Annotated in this window: 3 tRNA genes and 3 rRNA genes (1 of these 6 running past the window's edge); all 6 read right to left on the reverse strand. The window is 51.9% G+C overall.

Features of this window, described 5'->3' with window-relative positions:
• Positions 1 to 4 precede the first annotated feature (4 nt).
• Positions 5 to 81 (reverse strand) — tRNA-Met (locus ACOTTU_RS24725).
• 82 nt (positions 82 to 163) lie between these two features.
• Positions 164 to 278 (reverse strand): 5S ribosomal RNA (gene rrf, locus ACOTTU_RS24730).
• 181 nt (positions 279 to 459) lie between these two features.
• Positions 460 to 3,893 (reverse strand): 23S ribosomal RNA (locus tag ACOTTU_RS24735).
• Positions 3,894 to 4,365: 472 nt separating this feature from the next.
• A tRNA-Ala gene (locus ACOTTU_RS24740) sits at positions 4,366 to 4,441 on the reverse strand.
• Between the two features lie 161 nt (positions 4,442 to 4,602).
• A tRNA-Ile gene (locus ACOTTU_RS24745) sits at positions 4,603 to 4,679 on the reverse strand.
• 318 nt (positions 4,680 to 4,997) lie between these two features.
• Positions 4,998 to 5,000, reverse strand: a 16S ribosomal RNA gene (locus tag ACOTTU_RS24750); it runs 1,458 nt beyond the window's last position.
• The 16S, 23S and 5S rRNA genes sit together here with 3 tRNA genes alongside, the layout of an rRNA operon.

The following is a 5,000-nucleotide window of genomic DNA, read 5'->3' on the forward strand; positions in this document are numbered from 1 at the left end:
AAGCTGGTTGCGGGAGTAGGATTTGAACCTACGACCTTCAGGTTATGAGCCTGACGAGCTACCGGGCTGCTCCATCCCGCGACACTTTATGCGGCCTACCGCGTAGAACGCTACTTGAGGCCGGAACATCGAAAGAGAGATACGTTTGCAGAGGCTTTACTAGGTTTGGCGGTGACCTACTCTCCCACGTCTTAAGACGCAGTACCATCGGCGCTACGGCACTTAACGGCTGGGTTCGGGATGGGACCAGGTGTTTTGCTCGCGCTATGACCACCAAACCAAGAAAAACCTCTACGTTGTGATTTTGCCAAAGGCAAAACACAACAGGTCGGAGGCAGCGTATTGCAAAGCAATATGCGTTCCGACACCGTCGTATTTAATCACAACTTGTCCAAGTCATGCACTCTAATGTGCTGTGTATGCTTTTGATTATCCTAGAAAATCTCTCTTCTACTGGATCAAATCAAGCCTATCGGGCAATTAGTACCGGTCAACTGAACACATTGCTGTGCTTACATCTCCGGCCTATCGACGAGGTGGTCTACCTCGGCCCTCAGGGATACCTTGTTTTGAGGGGGGCTTCCCGCTTAGATGCCTTCAGCGGTTATCCTTTCCGATCATAGCTACCCTGCACTGCTGCTGGCGCAACAACAGGTCCACCAGTGGATCGTTCACCCCGGTCCTCTCGTACTAGGGGCAACTCCTCTCAAGTATCCTACACCCACGGAAGATAGGGACCGAACTGTCTCACGACGTTCTAAACCCAGCTCACGTACCTCTTTAAACGGCGAACAGCCGTACCCTTGGGACCTGCTCCAGCCCCAGGATGAGATGAGCCGACATCGAGGTGCCAAACACTGCCGTCGATATGGACTCTTGGGCAGTATCAGCCTGTTATCCCCGGCGTACCTTTTATCCGTTGAGCGATGGCCCTCCCACTTGGGACCACCGGATCACTATGGCCGTCTTTCGACTCTGCTCGACTTGTCAGTCTCGCAGTCAGGCTGGCTTCTGCCATTGCACTCAACGAGCGATTTCCGACCGCTCTGAGCCAACCTTCGCGCGCCTCCGTTACGCTTTAGGAGGCGACCGCCCCAGTCAAACTACCCACCACACAGGGTCCCGGATCCGGATAACGGACCGCGGTTAGACATCAAGCAGAACAAGGGTGGTATCTCAAGGGTGGCTCCACGCAAACTGGCGTTCACGCTTCAAAGCCCACCACCTATCCTGCACATGTTCGGCCTAATGCCAGTGTGAAGTTGTAGTAAAGGTGCACGGGGTCTTTCCGTCTAACCGCGGGAAACCTGCATCTTGACAGGTAATTCAATTTCGCTGAGTCTATGTTGGAGACAGCGGGGAAGTCGTTACGCCATTCGTGCAGGTCGGAACTTACCCGACAAGGAATTTCGCTACCTTAGGACCGTTATAGTTACGGCCGCCGTTTACCTGGGCTTCAATTCAGAGCTCTCACCCCTCCTTTTAACCTTCAGGCACCGGGCAGGCGTCAGACCCTATACGTCGTCTTGCGACTTCGCAGAGCCCTGTGTTTTTAATAAACAGTCGCCACCCCCTGGTTTGTGCCCCCAGCCAATACTTGCGTAGAAACTGGGCCTCCTTCTCGCGAACTTACGGAGGTATTTTGCCGAGTTCCTTCAACATAGTTCTCTCAAGCGCCTTGGTATTCTCTACCAGTCCACCTGTGTCGGTTTAGGGTACGATCTAGCGATGGAGCTATTTCCAGGAACCTCTAAGCAGCCCATTCAATCCAATAAGGATGAACTACCCTCGAGATCCGTCACTTCCATCTGGCCCAGGAATATTAACCTGGTTCCCATCGACTACGCCTTTCGGCCTCGCCTTAGGGGTCGGCTTACCCTGCTCAGATTAGCTTTAAGCAGGAACCCTTGGACTTTCGGCGACAGTGTCTCTCACACTGTTTGTCGCTACTCATGTCATCATTCTCACTAGTGATCTCTCCACCGGATCGCTCACGCGCCGGCTTCACAGAAAAGACTTTGTCTTTTCTGATCTCTTTCATGCACTACCGCCTTCGGCTACTTGAGTGCGAACACTCTCAGAACCGACATTGGCAATACAAAAGATCAGTAAAGACGTAGTCTTATGTCACACTACGCTCTGCTACCATGCACTATGTGCATCCTAAGCTTCGGCTCATGGCTTGAGCCCCGTTACATCTTCGCCGCAAGACAACTTATTTAGACCAGTGAGCTGTTACGCTATCTTTAAAGGATGGCTGCTTCTAAGCCAACCTCCTGGTTGTTTTGGTCGTCTCACCTGCTTTCCCACTTAGCCATGAATTAGGGGCCTTAGCTGTAGGTCAGGGTTGTTTCCCTCTCCACGACGGACGTTAGCATTCGCCGTGTGTCTGCCATCTAGTACTCCTCGGTATTCGGAGTTTGGTTAGGATCAGTAAGCCTGTGGGGCCCCATTACCCATCCAGTGCTCTACCCCCGAGGGTATTCGGATGACGCTCTACCTAAATAGATTTCGCAGAGAACCAGCTATCTCCGAGTTTGATTGGCCTTTCACCCCTAGGCACAGCTCATCCCGATCCTTTTCAACGGATGTGGGTTCGGTCCTCCAGTACGTGTTACCGTACCTTCAACCTGGCCATGCCTAGATCACTCGGTTTCGGGTCTGATCCCACGAACTCGACGCCCTATTAAGACTCGCTTTCGCTGCGCCTACACCTAACGGCTTAAGCTTGCTCGTGAGACCAAGTCGATGACCCATTATACAAAAGGTACGCCGTCACAAGACTGGAGATCAATTTGGATATCAGAAGTCGAAAGTGTACCGCACCACCAGCGTTTCGCTGCCCGGGTTGGTATCTTCGATATCTGCGTTGGATTTATGGTCAATTGCCAGCGAGATCCGGCTGCTGTCTGTCAGCTTGTAGCCAACACCCAGAAGCGTTCTGAACTGTAAATTGCCATCCAATGGCGTGCCACCACTGCCCTGATCATAATAGCCGGGCATAAAACTGCCTTCGACAAACCAGGGCCCTTCACCGATCGACCATAACGCATAGACCCCCACACCGACAAAGACGTCTCCATCTCCATCGATCTGGGCAGCACCCGCCAGCGAATACCCCGCTCTGGATCCCGCAAAAAACGGGTCCGCGTGGTATTCAACGATCAGGGCACCAGCCTGTGTATCCGTTTGATCCAAAACATCATCATAGCCGAGCCCGAGGACAAATTCGCCTGCGGAAACGGAAGATGAGATCAGGGTGAAGGTCAGTATGGAAGCTATATATTTCATAGGCTTCCAATGACATCCAAATTGAACTCCAGTCAAGCTCCGACTGATTGTAGGCGTTCGGTTTCAGGTACTGTTTCACTCCCCTCGTCGGGGTGCTTTTCACCTTTCCCTCACGGTACTGGTTCACTATCGGTCAGTAAGGAGTACTTAGCCTTCGAAGGTGGTCCTCCGATCTTCAGACAGAATTTCACGTGTTCCGCCCTACTTAATACGTCCAATCATGCTTCTTATACGGGACTATCACCCACTCTGGTTGCGCATTCCAACGCATTCTAACCACACTCATGGCTCGGCTGGTCCCCGTTCGCTCGCCGCTACTAGGGGAGTATCAATTGATTTCCTTTCCTCCGGGTACTTAGATGTTTCAGTTCCCCGGGTTTGCTTTTATAAACCTATGTATTCAGTCTATAAATACCTGTTTTACCGCATTATTAGCTGATCCCGAAGGATCAATAATAACACAGTATCAGGTGGGTTGCCCCATTCAGAAATCCATGGATCAAAGGTTATTCTCACCTCCCCATGGCTTATCGCAGAGTATCACGTCTTTCATCGCCTCTTACTGCCAAGGCATTCACCAAACGCCCTTTTCGCGCTTGATTTGATCCAGAAAAAGAAAGACTTGCGCCCATCGCGGGCCTCTCAGCTGGTAACTAAAAGAAACCCTTTATTCTGAACCAAAAGCATACTTTTTCCCGCCCGGGTCCGTGCGGACCCAGACAATGAGCAATCTTGCGATTGCTCGGGTTAGTGTACTTGACTTGGACAACTCTGTTCGTTTCAGCCGGGATACATATAAATAAGCGAGGAAACACTCGATTTATATGCCTTCCACCGAAGTGGAACCAAACTGAGATCACAGCCTTACTCGGCGGGATCAAACAGTGTTGTAATTGTATCTCTCTATACGATGTAAAAGATGATGACCGAAGCCATCAAACGTCCGATTGGACGGCTAAACACTTCGTAGTGCTTAGCGATCTAATCGAGCAGGGTTGCCAGGGGTTGTCCCTCTCATCGTTCCTGCGAAACGACTGCCGGGACGTCGCACTTTTCGCTTTGCAAAGAAGTGCTTGGTGGAGCCTAGCGGGATCGAACCGCTGACCTCCTGAATGCAAATCAGGCGCTCTCCCAGCTGAGCTAAGGCCCCAAATTTGCCCTGCAAATTTGGGGCAGAAACCGATAGGCTCTTTGCATGGCAAAGATGCCGAAAGGGAAAGGCCCCTGCCTGCAAGGCTAAAGCTGTCGTTCTCATCGTTGCTGCGCAACGACTGCCACGACGACGCCTTTTTGCCTGAGGCAAAAATGGCTTGGTGGGTCGAGGAGGACTTGAACCTCCGACCTCACGCTTATCAGGCGTGCGCTCTAACCACCTGAGCTACCGACCCAGCTGATCTCGCTGTGCGAGATCGGCGTCGCCCTGGCAGGCTCTTTTGCACAGCAAAAGATGCCGAGAAGGGCCAGCGTCAGGCGATATTCTGTGAATACGGCCACTGCCGCACCCGTCCCCTCTCGTGACCTTCGTTACACGAAGGCACTGTCGAGGTTACGCCCATCTGCTGCGCAGATAAGCTTGCTGAAGAGATATGAGGACGGCTCGGTCCGAAGGGTCATCTTGCGATGCCCCGAATTGACCGGCTTTGATTGCCGATCTTGCTAAGTGATCTACGAGATAAGCAAGCTTATCTGACTAAGATCATCCTTAGAAA

The sequence above is a fragment of the Roseobacter sp. EG26 genome (genome assembly GCF_049830555.1).
Taxonomy (GTDB): Bacteria; Pseudomonadota; Alphaproteobacteria; order Rhodobacterales; family Rhodobacteraceae; genus Roseobacter.